Genomic DNA, 14,689 nt, shown 5'->3' with positions numbered 1-14,689 from the left:
ACCGGCCTTCCTGACATCCACCGCACACAAGGAGCGCATCATGCCACTCGCCGACCCCCTCGACTCGTCCGCCGCGAACGGGTTCATCGTGACGATCGACGGGATCCAGGTCCCGAAGGTCGTCGAGGTCAGCGGCATCAAGGCCGAGGTCGAGAAGATCGAGCACAAGCAGCAGACGTCCGACGGCAAGTACGTGGTCCGCAACCTCATCGGACGGCCGAAGGCCGGCGAGTTCACGGTGACGCGCGGGCTCACCGACAGCAAGACGATCTCGGACTGGCTCAAGACCGTCATGGCGGGCGACGTGAAGGGGTCCCGCAAGACCGCGTCGGTCGCCTTCCTCGACTACGCGGGCACCACGCTGCAGTCGTACAACTTCACGAACTGCTGGGTGTCGAGCGTCGAGGTCTCCGCGATGAAGGCAGGGGCCACGGAGCCGGCCACCGAGAAGTTCACCGTCTCCTACGACGAGATGACGGTGGCCTGATGCAGCGCGGTCCAGCCCTCGAGACCCTGGACCGCGACGCGCCGGGCGAGCAGGAGACGCCCGGCGCCGGGCGGTCGTCGGGGACGCCCGCGCCGTTGCGCACGGAGTTCGACTTCGAGCTCCCGCGCGGGTTCGTCGACGCCGACGGGGTGCGCCACACCCGCGGCACCATGCGCCTCGCCACGGCCCGTGACGAGCTGCTGCCGCTGTACGACTCGCGCGTGCAGGAGAACGCCGCGTTCACCACGGTCGTCCTGCTCAGCCGGGTCATCACCTCGCTGGGCTCGATGTCGAGCATCTCCACGAACGTCGTGGAGAACATGTTCGCGTCCGACGTCGCGTTCCTGCAGGACTTCTACCGCCGGGTCAACGCCGAGGGCCACACGAAGGCTGCGGTCACGTGCCCCGAGTGCTCGCACCGCTTCACCATCGACCTCGCCGGCGGCCGCCTGGGGGAATCGTGACGTACGCGACCGACCGGCTGTACGAGGAGATCGCGTACGTCGCCTTCCACTTCCACTGGTCGCCGGACGACATCCTCGACCTCGAGCACGGCGTCCGGCAGCGGTACGTGCGCGAGATCTCGAAGATCAACACGCGCCTGTCCGAGGGGGGCTGAGGCGTGCGCTGGCCGTGGAGCCGCCGGGCGGCACGGCCGGGGGCGTCGGCGGGATCCGGCACGGCCACCGTGCCCGACGCCGGTCCGGCCGGTCCCGCGAGCGCGAGACCGCACGTGGGGTGGGCCTTCGTCCCACCCCTGCAGCGCACGCTGGGAGATCTCCGGACGACGACGGCGCCGACCGAGTTCGCGTCGTCCCTCGCGTCATGGTCGAACCCGACGTTCGTCGGGTCCATGGGGCACGCGGTGGACCACCGTGCGCCGTCGGGAGTCGTGGACGGCGACGGGGCGCGGCAGGTGCAGCGGGTCGTCGTCTCGTCCGACGACGAGCTCGCGCTCCTGATGCCCGAGGTCGCACCCGCGGAACCCGCGCCCGTAGAAGCGGCGGCGGCCTTGCCCGGCCCGGCCGTGCCGCGACGTTCCACCCCGCTGACCAGCGCCGCCTCCGTGATGGACCGCCTGCCGGCGAGCCGGCCGGTCGTCGTGGCCCGCACGGCGGCCGACCGCACGGTCACATCCCCCACCGTCACGGCACCCACGGGCACGGCACCCACGGTCACGCCTCCTGCACCTCCCTCGACCCTCTTCTCTTCCGCGCCGCCGCCCGCGGCACCGGCCGGGCTCGATACCGCGCACGCACCTGTCGAGCCCTCCCCGCCCGCCGCGCCACCGGCCGGACTCGCGATCGCGCACGCCCCGATCGGGGCCCCCGGGGCACCCGACGCGCCCGCAGCCCTGACGCCGCCGACGGTCACGGGAGGGCGCGTGGCCGGTGGACAGACCGTGCAGCGCACGGTCGGCTCGCCACGCCCGTCGATGCCCGACGTCGCCCCCGCCGTCGGTCCTCCCGTCCCGGTCCTCGCCGAGGCGGGGTTCTCGGACGGGAGCGGGATCGTCGTGCCGCTCAGAGCAGCTCCCGGCGGGGTGGAGCACGACTCGCCGAGCACCGCTGCCGCGTCGAGCAGCGCTGCCGCACCGGGCGACGTCGGCCTCCCCGCCACGCCTGGCGTCCCGCGTGCGCCCGGCGGGCTCGACGTACCCCAGAGGCTCGACGCACCCCAGAGGCTCGACGTACCCCAGAGGCTCGAGGTACCCGAGCGGCTCGTGGGTGTGCCTGCGCCGGTGCAGAGGGCCACGGGACCCGGGGCGACCCGCCGGCTCGGCCTCGGCGCACCGATGACAGCGGCCGAGCTGTCGCTCGGCCGGTCGCCCGCGGCACCCGTCGTCGCCCCCGGACCGGCCGGAGCGGACGTCGCGCCCCCTCAGGCGTCCCCTGCCAGCGACGGCGAGCCGACGTCCTCCGGACCGGGACGCACTGCCGTGGCCGCCTCCGCGTCCCGTCCCGCACCGTCGGCGCCGTCGCCTGCGGAGAGCCCGGACGTGCCGACGCTCGGCGCCGTGCAGCGTTCTGCGCGCGCCGGGGACGACGACACGCACGTGCTGGCCCCGACGACCGGCACCCTCGCACCGGTGGCACCGGCCGAGCCCGGACCTGCCGAGCCCGGACCGGCCACGCCCGGACCGGCCACGCCCGGACCGGCCGCGCCCGGACCGGCTGCACCCGGACCTGCCACGCCCGGACCGACTCCACCCGGAACGGCGACGGCCGAACGGCTCTCGGTCGCCGCGGGACCGGTCGAGGACGCGCGCGGGGAGTCGTCCGGAGTACCCACGTCTCCGCCGTCGGACGCGACGAGCCCAGGAACGGCAGTGTTCGTGAGTCGGGTCGTGGCACCGGACGTCGCCGGCGACGTGCCGGTGCTCGGCAACAGGTCGACCGTCGCCCCCGCGGTCGAGACGGCGACCTTCTCGACGCGGGCCGGTACGGTGCCGCGTCCAGCCGCCTCCCCGAGTCGACGAGCACCCTCCGCGGCCGAGGGCCGCAGCGTCCAGCGCGCGTCCGGGCTCCCGGTGCCGCCCGCTGCCGCGGCACCCGGGTCGGCCCCGGCGCCGAACGCTCCGGCCACGTCGATCCCGGTGTCGCGCGTCGCCGCCACGTCGGCGCCGCTCGCGACCCCCGAACCCCGCGACGCCGTGCCGGACCGAGTGCTCGAACCGCGCAGCCGTCGTTCGGCGCCCGACGCATCCGCGACCGCAGGCACGATCGTGTCACCGCCGAGTGCCAGCATCCCCGCCTTCCCCGTCGTCGTCTCACGCACCGGCACCGGCACCGGCACCGGCACCGGCACCGGCACCAGTGCTTCTGCTGGTGCCCCGACGGCCGGCCTCCCGCGCGGGGCCGGCGGGAGCACGGTCACGGGAGGTGCCTCGGTCGAGGTCCAGCGCTCGAGAGAGAGCCTCGTGGTCCCGGGCCCGGGGACCCGTCCCGCTCCGGGGCTCGCGCGGGTACGACGCTCGGCGGCCCATGGCGAGGGCTCGCCCGTGGCACCGCCGAGGACGCTCGCGGACGGCACTCCCGTCACGCAGCGCATCCCGGTCGAGGCGACCACCGGCGCCGCGTCGTCCCGTGGCCCGCTGACCGACGTCGCGCCGCACGTGCCCGGCCGGCCCGCCGACGTCGGGCTCGTTGCGACGGGTCGCGCGGCACCGACGAGGTCCGCCCGCCCGGTCCTGGCGCAGCGGTCGTCGTCAGGTGGAACGGCCACGCGGCCCGCGCCGGCACCGGTGCGGGTCCCGGTCGTGAGCAGCTCGTGGCCGGAGGCGCGCAGCCAGGCCGACCCCACGGACCCGGTCGGCCCGGTCGGCCCGGTCGCCACTCTCCACGCGTCCGTCGCGCAGGGTCCGGTCGTCGCCCGCGCGCGGGACTGGACGGCCGCGACGACGACACCTCGACGGTTGCGCTCGGCGCTCGGCGGTCACCGTGGCACGGCGGGGCAGGCCGCGGCCGCACCCCGCGCGGTCTCGGCGGCGCTCGCACCGCCCCAGGCACTGCTGGAACCGCACGGCGCGGACGTGGCGGACGGCGGCGTCGGGCACCTCGCGGCGCTCGCCCCGGCGGCACGGTCGGCGCCGTCGGTGCCCACCCCGCTCGTGCCCCCCACGACGCCCGTGCTCCCGTCGCTCGCGGTCCGTGCCGCACAGCCGGCACCTGCGGCTCCGGCTGCTCCCGCGGCTCCCGCGCCGGTGCCGGCGCCCGCCGCGGCGGCACCGCCGAGCCCGCCGACTCCCCAGGTGCCTGCGCGCGCGGACTCCGCGGCCGCACCGCAGGCGGCGGCGTCCGGCGCCACGCGCGTCGCGACGGACGAGGCGACCCTCGACGACCTCGTCCGCCGCCTGACCGACCCGCTGCTGCGGCGCCTGCGCCACGAGCTGCTCGTCGACCGCGAGCGCCTCGGCCTGCGGACCGACCGGAGGTGGGAGCGATGACGATCTACGAGGACACGACGCTCGCCGTCGGGATCCGGTACCGGATCTTCCTCGACGACTGGAACCTGGGGCTGTTCGGCTCGTGCTCGGGTCTGGGCGCCGAGGTGACGGTGGAGACGCGTGAGGAGGGCGGCAACAACGGGTCGGTGTGGCAGTTCCCGACGCGCCTGCGCTTCCCGAACGTCACGCTCACGCGGCCGCTGAACAAGGACAGCGCCAAGATCGGCGAGTGGTTCACGACCATGGTCACGAGCGGCTACAAGTTCGGGACCGCGACCATCGACGCGATGACGGCGGCGGGCGACGAGGTCGCCCGGTTCGGGCTGATGGGCATCGTGCCGGTCCGCTGGTCGGGCCCGACGCTCTCGACGACCGACTCGAACGTGGTGGTCGAGTCGGTCGAGATCGCGCACCACGGGTTCGTGCCGCCGAAGGCCGGGGGGTGAGCTGACGATGGCCGCACCGGTCGGCCTCGAGGCCGCGGGAGCCGGCGCCTCGGGCGCGGGCTCCAAGCTCGAGCACGCGTACCTGCTGCTGTTCGAGCCGTCGAAGGACGGCTCGCTCGCGAAGCCGGGACCGGAGATCGGGCGCATCGCGTTCCAGTTCAACCCGACCGAGCTCGCGCTCGAGAAGGCGGCGACGTGGACCCGTCCGACGAACCCCGGCAACCGGCGCTCCAGCCCGCCGCAGTTCCAGGGCCCGGCGCCGTCGCGCCTGTCCCTCGAGATGTTCTTCGACGCGTCGCAGGACCACGACGACGCCGTGGTCAAGGCGGTGGAGAAGCTGTTCACGAGCTGCGTCCCGACGTCGGCGTCGCACGACCAGCGCAAGGACTCCCCGCCGTGGGTGCTGTTCCGCTGGGGGAGCCTGACCGGGTTCCTCGCGTACATCAGCAGCGTCCAGGTGCGCTACACGCTCTTCACGTCGAGCGGGCTGCCGATCCGGGCGGTGTGCACGGCGACGCTCGAGGAGATCGCCGGGGAGGCGCCGCGGCAGAACCCGACGTCGGGCGGGCTGGTCCCGCACCGCGAGCACACCGTCGTGCATGGCGAGACGCTGGCCGGGATCGCGTACCGCGAGTACGGCGACCCGGCGCTGTGGCGCGCGGTCGCGGAGGCGAACGGCATCGACGACCCGTTCCGGCTGGGCGCCGGGGACCGGGTGCTGCTCCCGGCGGCGGAGGACCTGCGGGACCCGGCGATCGGGCGGCGTGGCGCGGGGGTGGTCGCCGGTGCACGGTGAGGAGCACAGCGCGCAGCTCGTGGTGAAGGTCGACGGCCGTGAGCTGCCGGCCGACGTCCACCCGTACCTGACGAGCGCCGTCGTGGACGCCCGCCGCGACGCGCCCGGGCTCTTCGTCCTGCACCTGGCCGACGAGCACGGCGTGCTCCTGGACAAGGCAGGCATCCGCATCGGCTCGGTGGTCGCGCTGCAGGTCCAGCTCAGCGGCTCGGGCGGCCCGACGCCGCTGGCCACCGGCGAGGTGACGTCGCTCGAGACCGAGATCGGGCCCGGCGGACGACGCACCACGGTGCGCGGGTTCGACAAGGGGCACCGCCTCGCGGGCTCGCGTCGCACGGCGACGTACGTCGGCATGTCCGCGTCCGACGTGGTGAGCAAGATCGCGGGGGAGCACGGGCTGTCGGGCGGCCGGATCGAGGCGACCACCGGCAAGCTCGATCACCTGTGGCAGCCGAACATCAGCGACTGGGACATGCTCCAGCGGCTCGCCGACATGTCGGGGTCGGTGGTCGGCGTCAGCGACGGCCGCCTCGACTTCCGGAGACCCACGGCGGCGACGGGCGCACCGGCGGGGGCGACGGGCTCGCGCCAGGACCCGCTCGTGGTCGAGCAGGGGGTCAACCTGCTCGACCTGCGCGCGACGGTGACCGCCGCGTCCCAGGTGTCCAAGGTCGAGGCACGGGGCTGGGACCCGAAGACGAAGAAGGCGGTCGTGGCGAGCGAGACCCCCGCGACGAACAGCGCCCGGCTCGCCGCGACGGACCCGGCACGGCTGGGCAAGGTGTTCGGCGGGGCTCCGCTCGTGGTGTCGAGCACGGGGCTCGCGACGCAGCAGCAGGCGGCGGCGAGCGCGAAGACCGTCTCCGACCGGGTCGCGGGTGGCTTCGCCGAGATCGAGGCGACCGTGCGGGGCAACCCGCAGATCGCCGTCGGGCGCCCGATCGCGCTCGCCGGGTGCGGGGACCCGTTCGACGGCAAGTACGTCGTGAGCTCCGTGCGCCACGAGTTCTCGGGCGAGCTCGGGTACCGGACCCACCTGACCGTGTCGGACGCGTCCGACCGGTCGACGTACGGCACGGTCGCGGGCCCGGCCCGCGGCGGGGCCCGCGGGGCGGCGCTGTACCCGGCGGTGGTCACGGCGACGAAGGACCCGGACAAGGCGGGTCGCGTCAAGGTCAAGATCCCCGCGCTCCACGACTCGCTCGAGAGCTGGTGGGTGCGCGTCGTGTCGCCGGGCGCCGGGAAGGAGCACGGGCTGTTCGCGCTGCCCGAGGTCGGGGACGAGGTCCTGGTGGCGCTCGCGGAGGGCGAGCTCGACCAGCCGTACGTGCTCGGGGGGCTGTACAGCCCCGTCGACGTGCCGCCCGCGCCGGGCCAGAAGGCGGAGTACGTCGACGCGAACAGCGGCGAGGTCACCCGCCGCTGCCTCGTGTCGCGCAGCGGCATGTACGTCGAGCTGGTCGACGCGGCCCGCGACGAGCGCATCGTGCTGTCGGACAAGGACGGCAAGGTCCAGGTGGTGATCGCGAAGAAGCCGGACGCGGCGATCGAGATCACGTCGTCGGGGCCCGTGACGGTCAACGCGAAGCAGAAGGTCGAGGTGACGGCCGAGCAGGACGTCACGTGCACCTCGAAGACCGGGAACGTCACCGTGAAGGGCGTCAAGGTCGCGCTCCAGGGCACCAGCGAGATCGACCTCAAGGCGCCGAAGGTCTCGATCACCGCCGACGCGCAGCTCGCGCTCAAGGGTGCCATGGCGACGCTCGCCGGCACCGGTACCACGGAGGTCTCGTCGTCGGGCGTCACGACCGTGAAGGGATCGCTCGTGAAGATCAACTGACGCGACGGGACGCAGGGACGGGTACGGCGGGGATCGACGAGGACGAAGGAGGAGCCGTGGGCCAGGAGTTCATCGGGGCGGGCGTGGGGTTCCCGCTGCGGACCGACCGTACGGGGCGCATCGCGCTCGTGCACCGGACGCAGGAGATCGAGGAGAGCATCCGGCTCATCCTCGCCACCGCCCCGGGGGAGCGGCCCATGCGCCCCGAGTTCGGCTGCGCGGTGCACGACTACGTCTTCGCGCCCGCCGACGCGGGGACGGCGGGCGACATCGCCTACGCGGTCCGGGTCGCGCTCGAGCGGTGGGAGCCCCGCGTCGAGCTGCACGACGTGCTCGTCCGGTTCGACCGCGCCGACCAGGGCGTGCTGTACATCGACGTCCGGTACGCGCTGCGCGGCACCAACGACCCGCGCAACCTCGTGTTCCCGTTCTACGTCATCCCGCGCGAGACGCCGAGCGGCGGCGCGCTGCTCGACGTCGGGGCGGGTGAGTGACGTGCTGCCCTCCCCGGACCTCGACGACCGCCGTTTCCAGGACCTCGTCGACGACGCGAAGCGCATGGTCCAGGCCCGGTGCCCGGAGTGGACGGACCACAACGTCTCCGACCCGGGCGTGACCCTCATCGAGACGTTCGCCTTCATGACGGACCAGCTCCTGTACCGGCTCAACCGCGTCCCCGACCGTCTCTACGTCGCGTTCCTCGAGCTCCTGGGGATCACGCTGCACCCGGCGACCGCAGCGCGTGCGGACGTCGTCTTCTGGCTGTCCGCGCCGCAGGACGAGCCGGTCGAAGTACCCGCCGGGACCGAGGTCGCGACCGTCCGCACCGAGCGGGAGGACGCCGTCGTCTTCCGGACCACGGCTGACCTCACGGTGCCGCCGCGCAGCCGCGCGCACCTCGTCAGCAAGGGAGCCGACGCCGCGGGCGTGCGTCGTGGGGACGCCGTGCAGACCGGGGCCGGGTTCCCGGCCTTCGGCGAACCGCCGGCACCGGGTGACGCGCTGCTCGTCGGTCTCGACGACGCCGCGCCCGGCTGCGCCGTCGTCCTGCGGTTCGACTGCGACGTGCAGGGTGTGGGCGTCGACCCGCGCCGGCCCCCGCTCGTGTGGGAGGCGTGGGACGGCGAGCGCTGGGCGCGGTGCGACGTCGACTCCGACGGGACCGGCGGGCTGAACCGCGCCGGCGACGTCGTGCTGCACCTCCCCGCGCACCACGCGACGTCCGTCGAGGACGGGCTGCGCGCCGGCTGGGTGCGGTGCCGCGTCGTCGAGCCCGAGGAAGGGGCTCGCACCTACAGCTCGTCCCCGGTGGTCCGGGACGTGTCCGCGTTCACGATCGGCGGCACCGTCGCAGCCGTGCACGCCGAGACCGTCACCGACGAGGTGCTCGGCACCTCCGAGGGGGTCCCGGGGCAGACGTTCGGGCTCGAGCGTCGTCCCGTCGTCGCCAGCGGTGGCCCGCTGACCCTCGAGGTCGCCTCCGGCGACGGCTGGCGGACGTGGACGGAGACCGACTCCTTCGCGGGTGCCGGTCCCGACGAGGCCGTGTTCACCGTGGACCGGGCGACCGGAGAGATCCACCTGCCGCCCGCGGTGCGCGACGTCGACGGCACGCTCGTCCCGTACGGCGCGGTGCCCCCCGCCGGCGCGCTCCTGCGCGTCCCCGCCTACCGCGTGGGTGGCGGGCCCACCGGCAACGTCGCGACCGGCGCCGTGCGGGTCCTGCGCGGGACCATCGGGTTCGTCGAACGCGTCGAGAACCGACGACCGGCGCTCGGCGGGGTGGACGCCGAGTCGGTCGACGAGGCGCGGGCCCGCGGCCCGCTCGCGCTGCGCACCCGGGACCGCGCGGTGACCGCGGAGGACTACGAGCACCTGACGCGCGCCGCCGCACCCGACCTCGCGCGCGTGCGCTGCGTCCCCGTCGTCGGGGCGGCGGAGGCCGTGCGCGTCCTCGTCGTGCCGGCCGTCCCGGCGGACGACGAGGGCCGACGCCGCTTCGAGGACCTCGTGCCCGACCCGGAGGTGCTCGCCCGCATCGTCGACCACCTCGAGCCGCGCCGGACCCTGGGCGCGCGGGTCGTGGTGGAGCCGCCCTTCTACCAGGGGGTGACCGTCGTCGCCCGGATCACGGCGCGCCGCCGGGCGCACCGGGTCCGGCTCGAGGTGGCGGCGACGCGGGCCCTCCACGAGTACGTCGACCCGCTCGGCGGTGGGCCCGACGGGCGGGGCTGGCCCTTCGGCCGGGCCGTCCGGGCCGGGGACGTCTACGCCGCGCTGCAGCGCGTGGACGGGGTCGAGACGATCGAGGACGTCAAGCTGTTCGCCGCCGACCCGATCACGGGCGAGCGCGGCGAGCCCGTGCAGCGCGTCGACGTCGCGCCGCACGCGCTCGCGTTCTCCTACCAGCACCAGGTCCGGGTCGTGGAGCAGCCATGAGCTCCGGGTCGACCGGGGGTCCGCTGCGAGGTCGCGGCGCCGTCGACGGGCTCGTGAGCCCCCACCCCGTCGCGTCCATGCTCCCGGGCGTGTACCTCGACGACGAGCTCCTCGGACGGTTCGTCACGGCGTTCGACGAGGCCCTGGCGCCCGTCTTCCTCACGCTGGACACGCTCGAGTGCTACGTCGACCCGCGCCTCGCCCCCCGGGACCACCTCGAGTGGGTGGGCCGCTGGGTCGGGGTCGAGCTCGACCCCGGCTGGGACCTCGCCCGGTGCCGGGAGGTGGTGGCCGACGCCGCCCGCACCCAGCGCCTGCGCGGGACGTCGCGCGGGGTGGCCGACGCGGTGCGCGCCGTGACCGGGGGCGACGTGGAGGTCACCGACACCGGAGGAGTCGTCGCGTCGACGACGGCGGGCGCCGACCTGCCGGGGTCCGACGGGCCGTCGTTCCACGTCCGGGTGCTCGCCGACGCACCCGGCGACGTCGACGACGCCCACGTCCGGGACGTCGTCACGCAGTCCTGTCCCGTGCACGTGCCGTACACGCTCGAGGTGGTGGAGAGACGATGACCACGACGACCATGACCTGCCCGACCTGCGGCCAGGCGAACGAGACCGGCGTCTCGTTCTGCGGGTCCTGCGGCGCCTACCTGGAGTGGGAGGAGCCCGAACGTCCGGCGGCGGCCGAGCCGGCGAGCGCCCCGGCCGCGTCTGCGGCCGTTCCTCCCGCGGCGGCGGCTTCCGGTCCGGTGGCCGCGTCGGTTCCCGGTCGTCCTGCGGACCAGGGGGTGACGACGGCCCGACCCGACGAGCCCGCCCCCGCGCCACCCGCTCCCGCGCCACCCGCCCCTGCGCCAGCTGCCCCTGCGCCACCCGCCCCGCCGTCCGATCGGGGCCGGTCGGATCCCGCCCCGCGTGCCCCCGCGGCCGTCCTGCCCGGTGCGCCCCGCGAACGCCCCGCCCCGCGCGCGCCGGAGCCCGACGAGCCACCACCGGAGGTCGGCGACCTGATCTGCGGCTCGTGCGGGACGGGCAACGTCCCGAGCCGCCACTTCTGCCGCCGGTGCGGCTCGAGCCTGACCGACGCGCGGGTGCAGGGCCGGCGGTCGTGGTGGCAGCGCGTGCTGCACCCCGACCGGAAGGCTCCCGTCGCCGGGACGCGGCCGCACCGCCGGCGGCGCCGGTTCCCGACGAAGTCCGTCGTCGCGCTCGTGGTCGTGGGAGGTCTCGCGTTCGCCGGGTACCAGCTGCGGGACCAGATCGGTGGCGGGGCCACGACGGTCCAGGACCGGCTCCAGGGCGGCGAGGTCTACAACCCGGTGGCCGTGCGCGCGTCGAGCGAGGCGAGCGACCGGCCCGCCACGCAGCTCGTCGACGGCACGAACGACCTCGCGTGGTCACCGGAGGCGCCGGGGGACGGCGTCGGGCAGGCGATGGTCTTCACGTTCGACGAGCCGTTCCGCCTGGTCAGCATCGTCGTCACGGGCGGCGCGTCCACCGTGCAGGAGGAGTACCTGCAGGGATCGAGCCCGCGGACGCTCGACGTCGTCGTCACGCGCGCCGACGGGTCGACGGGGGAGCACCGTGTGACGCTCGACGACGTCCCCGGCCCGCAGCCGTTCGACGTGGCCGAGGACGACGTGGTGGAGGTCAGGCTCACCATCGCCTCGACGTACCGGTCGAGTCCGGAGACGTCCGTCGCGGTGGCGGAGGTCGAGTTCCGGGGGCGGTCGTGACCGGTCCCTGGCCCCCGGGACCACCTGGCACGCCGAGCTCACGGAGCACCGCGCCGTGCTCGCGGCGCGCGTGCTCCGCCGCGGCGTGGTCGCCCATCGCGGTGAGCGACTCCACCAGGACCCGCCACGGCACGTCCGCCCAGCGGTTCAGCTCGATGCTGCGCCGCGCGGCGGCCACCGCACGGTCGAGATGCCCCTCGTGCATGACACCGACGGCCAGGAGCTCGGCCGCTCCCGCCGCCTGCAGCATGTACCGGTCGCGCAGCGGCACGACCCACTCGGCCGTCCCCTCCTCCGGGAGGAGGTCACCGCCGTAGGCGTCCAGCGCCTCCTGCCACGCGGCCGCGGCCGCGGCCGGCTCGTCGCGCTCGATCCGCCGCGCGCGTGCGATCCGCTGCTCGAACCGCGCGACGTCGCAGTCCGAGCCGGGCGGCAGCGGCAGCATGTAGCTCTCTCCGTCGCGTCGGACGAGCCCCTCGCCGCGTGGCGCACCGGCCGGTTCGAGCGCCCGGCGCACCGCGGAGACGTTCACGTGCAGGTTGTGCAGCGCCGGGCCCCGGTCGAGCTCGCCCCACAACGCCTCCGCGATCCGCTCGCGGTGCACCGGCCGACCGGCGTGCATCGACAGGAACCGCAAGGTCCGGCGCGCGCGGGGACGCAGCCGGGAGAGGTCGACGAGAGCGCCGTCGACCGCGATCGTGTACGCACCGAAGCACCGGACGGTCACGACCCTCCCCTGGCGGTGGACCACGGTGGGATGGGTGACCTCGGCGTCGTCCGCGGCCGGCTCGACCGGAGGTGCGGAACCCTGGGCAGACGGCGCGCGCTGCGGCGGCGCGGCAGGGTCGGGCAGACCGACCGACCGTGCGGTGGACGACGCGAGCGACAGCAGCTCGGCACGCTGGGCGGGCTTGCACCCGGCGAGCGCGACGTAGGCGAGCGCGAGCGCCCCCGGGACCTCCGCCGACCGCGCGAGACCCTCCGCCTGCTCGGCGAGGCCCTCGGCGTCGGGAAGCCCCACCTCCACCGCGCTCACGGCGAGGCGGGCGCGGGCCCACGCCTCGAGCGTCCCCGCACCGAGCACGCGGCAGCGCCGGGCCAGGTCCTCCCAGCCCTCGGGGTCCGCGACGCCTCGCCGCGAGCGCGCGATGACCTCCGACCCGGAGACGAGGAGCGCGCTCCACAGGTCACCGTCGCGCTCGCAGTGCGCGACGGTGCGCGCGACCTGGCCCCGCGCGCGCACGTCGTCGTCGAAGGCCATGACCACCCCGTGGGTGATGCGCGACAGCCAGACCAGACCGCGGCGCTCGGCCTCGGAGTGGATCCGGTCGAGCACCTCGTCGAGAGCGTCCTCGACCTCGTCGTCGGCGCCGGTCCCGTCGGCGCCGGTCCCGTCGGCGCCGGTCCCGTCCGTGCCGGTCCGCTCGACGAGCGTGGCGGTCACGAGCTGCGCCAGGAGCATGACCGTCGGGTCGGTGTCGACGTCGTTGGTCGCCGCGCGCAGGACGGCGCGGGCGCCCGCCCGGTCGCCGGCGAGGATGCGCGTGAGCCCCTCGGCCAGCGGTCTTCCCCGGGTGAGCACGGCCGTCTCCGGCAGCACGGAGAGCGGATCGCGCGCGCTCGCGGCGACGACGAGGTGGTACCAGCCGAGCCCGGGCGGTCGGGCCGGCCCGGTGAGCGGCGGGATCCGCGCGGTGCCCCGCAGCGCGTCGATCATCCCGCGGAGCACGGCGCACCGTGCGTGGTCCGAGTCCGCGCGCGACTCTGCCGCCCGCAGCGTCCGGTCCGCCTCGACGGTGCGCCCGTCGGCCATGAGCTCGCGCACCCGGCAGAGCTGCACCGCCGCGTCGGCCCCAGCGAGCTCGGGGGAGAACATGGCGTCCCACTGCCGCTCCCCGTCGTCGTGGGCGCCGAGGTCCGTCCGGGGAAGGAGGCGGCGCACGCCGTCGAGGTCCTGGGCCCGGCAACGTGAGCGCAGGGCCTCGCGCAGCGACCCCTCCTCCTCGAGCACCTCCGCGGCCCGTTGGTGCAGCTCGCGGGCCTGCGCGACCGACAGCTCGTCCGACACGGCGGCCAGGAGGTGTCGCCGGAGCACCCGGTGGACGCGTTGGCCGTCCTCGCGGACGGGCCGCACGAGCGACGTGGCGGCGGCGACGCGGGCGAGGGTCGCCCGGGAGTCCGTGACGCCCAGGAGCGCGTCGCACCGGTTCGGGGTGAGCAGGTCGAGCGCAGCCGTCGCGTGCAGGAAGCGCTGCAGGTCGACGGGCAGGGGGCGCAGCACCTGGGCCGCGAGGTAGTCCCAGGCGAACCGTTGCCGACGGTCGAGCCGGCGGATGGCCTGGCGGAGCTCGCCGGGCAGGTCGTCCTCCACGGACCGGCGGAACAGCTCCAGCGCGGCCGCCCAGCCGTCGGTGTGCCAGGTCAGCGCGCTGACGTCGTCCGGCTCGAGCGGTACCCCGTACAGCGTGCGGTAGAGCCGCTCGACCTCCCACGACCGGAACCGCAGCGCGGCGTCCGTCACGGTCACGGGTGCGGCGAGCTCGGCCCGCGCCAGGCTGAGCGGGAGAGGACGGCGCGATCCGACGAAGATCGCGACCTGGGGTGACGCGCGGGCGAGCACGCTCGCGAGCTCGTCCTCGAGCGGTGTCCCGATCGCGTGGTGCGCGTCGTCGACGACGAGGAGGGCGCGTCCGCCGGTGCCGGGAGTCTCGGGCACGAGGTCGAGCAGGCTCCCAGGGTGCGTGCTCCTCCCTCCCGGTTCGAACCGGACCCGGACGACCTCGCCCTCCGCGCGTGCGGCCGCCTGGCTCAGGAGCGTCGTCTTCCCCGCGCCCTGCGGTGCGAGGACCAGGGCGCGGTGGGCGCCGTCGAGCATCCGCAGCAGCCGGGGCCGGGCCAGCCAGGCCGTCTCCGGGGCGCTCCTGCGACCACCGTGCACGGGTGTCCCGTGGACAGTGCTCATCGCTCGCCGCCCCCCGCCCGTTCACGGATGGTTCG

The 14,689-nt window shown here is 75.4% G+C and carries 13 protein-coding genes; 11 read left to right on the top strand and 2 right to left on the bottom strand.

All coding sequences use genetic code 11. The annotated features are described in order from the left end of the window. Nucleotides 1–40 precede the first annotated feature (40 nt). Genes IF651_RS15005 through IF651_RS14995 form a run of 3 tightly spaced genes read left to right on the top strand, consistent with a single transcriptional unit; the run spans nucleotide 41 to nucleotide 1,106 of the window. Nucleotides 41–487, top strand: coding sequence for a phage tail protein (locus tag IF651_RS15005; protein WP_191829941.1), 447 nt, complete (start codon nucleotides 41–43; stop codon nucleotides 485–487). Then, on the top strand, nucleotides 487–951 hold the full coding sequence (locus IF651_RS15000) for a hypothetical protein (protein ID WP_191829940.1): 465 nt from the start codon (nucleotides 487–489) through the stop codon (nucleotides 949–951). The genes IF651_RS15005 and IF651_RS15000 overlap by 1 nt, the downstream gene beginning before the upstream one ends. Continuing rightward, nucleotides 948–1,106, top strand: coding sequence for a DUF6760 family protein (locus IF651_RS14995; protein ID WP_191829939.1), 159 nt, complete (start codon nucleotides 948–950; stop codon nucleotides 1,104–1,106). The genes IF651_RS15000 and IF651_RS14995 overlap by 4 nt, the downstream gene beginning before the upstream one ends. 1,262 nt (nucleotides 1,107–2,368) lie before the next feature. On the opposite strand, the gene IF651_RS14990 is transcribed toward IF651_RS14995, so the two are convergent. Then, on the bottom strand, nucleotides 2,369–3,364 hold the full coding sequence (locus IF651_RS14990; protein ID WP_191829938.1) for a hypothetical protein: 996 nt from the start codon (nucleotides 3,362–3,364) through the stop codon (nucleotides 2,369–2,371). A gap of 124 nt (nucleotides 3,365–3,488) precedes the next feature. Here IF651_RS14990 and IF651_RS14985 point away from each other — a divergent pair, with 124 nt between their 5' ends. Genes IF651_RS14985 through IF651_RS14950 form a run of 8 tightly spaced genes read left to right on the top strand, consistent with a single transcriptional unit; the run spans nucleotide 3,489 to nucleotide 11,692 of the window. Continuing rightward, complete coding sequence (locus IF651_RS14985; protein WP_191829937.1) at nucleotides 3,489–4,433, top strand: hypothetical protein; 945 nt, start codon at nucleotides 3,489–3,491, stop codon at nucleotides 4,431–4,433. After that, nucleotides 4,430–4,879 carry a phage tail protein gene (locus IF651_RS14980; protein ID WP_191829936.1) on the top strand — a complete coding sequence of 150 codons (450 nt, stop codon included), beginning with the start codon at nucleotides 4,430–4,432 and terminating at the stop codon, nucleotides 4,877–4,879. Before IF651_RS14985 ends, IF651_RS14980 begins: the two co-directional genes overlap by 4 nt. 7 nt (nucleotides 4,880–4,886) lie before the next feature. Then, entirely contained in the window at nucleotides 4,887–5,675 is a 789-nt protein-coding gene (locus tag IF651_RS14975) for a CIS tube protein (protein WP_191829935.1), read from the top strand. Further along, nucleotides 5,665–7,515: a VgrG-related protein gene (locus tag IF651_RS14970; protein WP_191829934.1), complete on the top strand. Its 1,851-nt coding sequence runs from the start codon at nucleotides 5,665–5,667 to the stop codon at nucleotides 7,513–7,515. The genes IF651_RS14975 and IF651_RS14970 overlap by 11 nt, the downstream gene beginning before the upstream one ends. Before the next feature lie 56 nt (nucleotides 7,516–7,571). After that, nucleotides 7,572–8,009, top strand: a complete 438-nt coding sequence (locus IF651_RS14965) for a GPW/gp25 family protein (RefSeq protein WP_191829933.1) — start codon at nucleotides 7,572–7,574, stop codon at nucleotides 8,007–8,009. After that, nucleotides 8,002–9,954, top strand: a complete 1,953-nt coding sequence (locus tag IF651_RS14960; RefSeq protein WP_338403992.1) for a putative baseplate assembly protein — start codon at nucleotides 8,002–8,004, stop codon at nucleotides 9,952–9,954. Before IF651_RS14965 ends, IF651_RS14960 begins: the two co-directional genes overlap by 8 nt. Next, the gene (locus IF651_RS14955) at nucleotides 9,951–10,526 is read left to right on the top strand and encodes a phage tail protein (protein ID WP_191829932.1); all 576 of its coding nucleotides are present in this window, start codon (nucleotides 9,951–9,953) and stop codon (nucleotides 10,524–10,526) included. The genes IF651_RS14960 and IF651_RS14955 overlap by 4 nt, the downstream gene beginning before the upstream one ends. Next, nucleotides 10,523–11,692 carry an NADase-type glycan-binding domain-containing protein gene (locus IF651_RS14950; RefSeq protein WP_241744500.1) on the top strand — a complete coding sequence of 390 codons (1,170 nt, stop codon included), beginning with the start codon at nucleotides 10,523–10,525 and terminating at the stop codon, nucleotides 11,690–11,692. Before IF651_RS14955 ends, IF651_RS14950 begins: the two co-directional genes overlap by 4 nt. On the opposite strand, the gene IF651_RS14945 is transcribed toward IF651_RS14950, so the two are convergent. Next, the gene (locus IF651_RS14945; protein ID WP_191829931.1) at nucleotides 11,613–14,654 is read right to left on the bottom strand and encodes an AfsR/SARP family transcriptional regulator; all 3,042 of its coding nucleotides are present in this window, start codon (nucleotides 14,652–14,654) and stop codon (nucleotides 11,613–11,615) included. The genes IF651_RS14950 and IF651_RS14945 overlap by 80 nt on opposite strands. Nucleotides 14,655–14,689 lie beyond the last annotated feature (35 nt).

The sequence above is a fragment of the Cellulosimicrobium arenosum genome, assembly GCF_014837295.1.
Taxonomy (GTDB): Bacteria; Actinomycetota; Actinomycetes; order Actinomycetales; family Cellulomonadaceae; genus Cellulosimicrobium; species Cellulosimicrobium arenosum.
Note: the sequence above shows the minus strand (reverse complement) of the source record. Positions and strands in the feature narration are given on the sequence as shown.

Bases quoted from the DNA above. Each gene is read 5' to 3' on its own strand.
- IF651_RS15005 (WP_191829941.1), top strand. From the start codon at position 41: ATGCCACTCGCCGACCCCCTCGACTCGTCCGCCGCGAACGGGTTCATC.
- IF651_RS15000 (WP_191829940.1), top strand. From the start codon at position 487: ATGCAGCGCGGTCCAGCCCTCGAGACCCTGGACCGCGACGCGCCGGGC.
- IF651_RS14980 (WP_191829936.1), top strand. From the start codon at position 4,430: ATGACGATCTACGAGGACACGACGCTCGCCGTCGGGATCCGGTACCGG.
- IF651_RS14975 (WP_191829935.1), top strand. From the start codon at position 4,887: ATGGCCGCACCGGTCGGCCTCGAGGCCGCGGGAGCCGGCGCCTCGGGC.
- IF651_RS14955 (WP_191829932.1), top strand. From the start codon at position 9,951: ATGAGCTCCGGGTCGACCGGGGGTCCGCTGCGAGGTCGCGGCGCCGTC.
- IF651_RS14950 (WP_241744500.1), top strand. From the start codon at position 10,523: ATGACCACGACGACCATGACCTGCCCGACCTGCGGCCAGGCGAACGAG.
- IF651_RS14945 (WP_191829931.1), bottom strand. From the start codon at position 14,654: ATGAGCACTGTCCACGGGACACCCGTGCACGGTGGTCGCAGGAGCGCC.